This window comes from Novosphingobium sp. B-7, from assembly GCF_000410615.1.
Taxonomy (GTDB): Bacteria; Pseudomonadota; Alphaproteobacteria; order Sphingomonadales; family Sphingomonadaceae; genus Novosphingobium; species Novosphingobium capsulatum.
Genome location: NZ_APCQ01000259.1, coordinates 1 through 1,144 on the forward strand (window position 1 = coordinate 1; position 1,144 = coordinate 1,144).

Genomic DNA, 1,144 nt, shown 5'->3' on the forward strand with positions numbered 1-1,144 from the left:
AGGATGCAGCGGGGTGACGGTATCGGCCACCTTGCGCCACAGCACGAGTTCATCGGCACTCAGGCCGCGCGGGCCGCGCCTCATCGACCGAGCCGGGCCAGCGTGCCCTTGGGCAGCAGGACCAGGGCCTGGCCATGTGCGCTCATGCCGCCGGCGGTTAGGCGGGCATCGGCGCCCGCACCCCAGAAGCTGTCGAAGCGGTTGGGGCCCTTGATGGCGCCGCCGGTATCCTGCGCCACCCACAACCCGCTGACCTGTGGGCGATCAACCTGGAGCCAGACGGGGGCGCCCAGCGGCACGAACGCCGGATCGGCCGCCACGGTGGTGCGCGGGCTGACCGGCACGCCCATCGCTCCGATCGCGCCGGGCTGGGTGTTTTCGCGGAAGAACACGTAGCTGCGGTTCTGCCGCATCAGCGCGTCGCCTTCCACCGGGTGATCGTGGATATAGCGCAGTATGCCCTGCATCGATCCGGGATACTGGCCCGGGCCGGTGCCAATCAGGCCCTGCTGCGCCATGACCGTGCCGATGCCGGTGTAGTCCCAGCCGTTGATGGCGCCATAGCCCAGGCGGATGACGCTGCCATCGGGCGCGCGCAGCCGGCCAGACCCTTGCACCTGCAGGAAGAACAGCTCTGCCGGATCGGCCGCCCAGGCGATTTCCAGGCCCTTGCCGGCAAGGGCGCCGTCCTCGATCTGGCTGCGATCGAAATAAGGCACGAACTGCCCGGTTTCGTCATAGCGGCCAAGTGGCTGGCGCCCATCGGGCAGTGGCGGGGCATCGCCCGGCCGGGCGCGCACGAGATCGGCCGGCACGCCATAGACCGGCACATCGAAGCCGGGCTGGTGCGTGCGCACACCAGCGATCTCGGGCTCGTAATAGCCGGTGACGAAAGTACCACCATCGCCGACGCGGGCGGTTTCGAAGTAGCCGTCGAAAAAGGCGGCGGCATTGTCGCGCGGCCAAGTGCGCGCGGCCGCACAGGCGAGGGCCCAATCGGTTGGCTGGGTCAGGCCGCTGCTGTCGCTGCGCCGGGTCAGGCCAGGGCATGAGGTGATGAACGCGTTGAGCGCCGCACCGGCATTGCCCGGGGCAAGGCCCAGTGCGGACGGTGCCGGCCCGCGAGCCAAGCCGGCGCTGACGG

1 protein-coding gene is annotated in these 1,144 nt (G+C 70.0%); it reads right to left on the reverse strand.

All coding sequences use genetic code 11. From position 1 onward, the window contains the following. Nucleotides 1-80 precede the first annotated feature (80 nt). Nucleotides 81-1,144 (reverse strand): murein transglycosylase A (locus H926_RS0103245; RefSeq protein WP_022675032.1); only part of this gene is annotated, 1,064 nt, incomplete at its 5' end.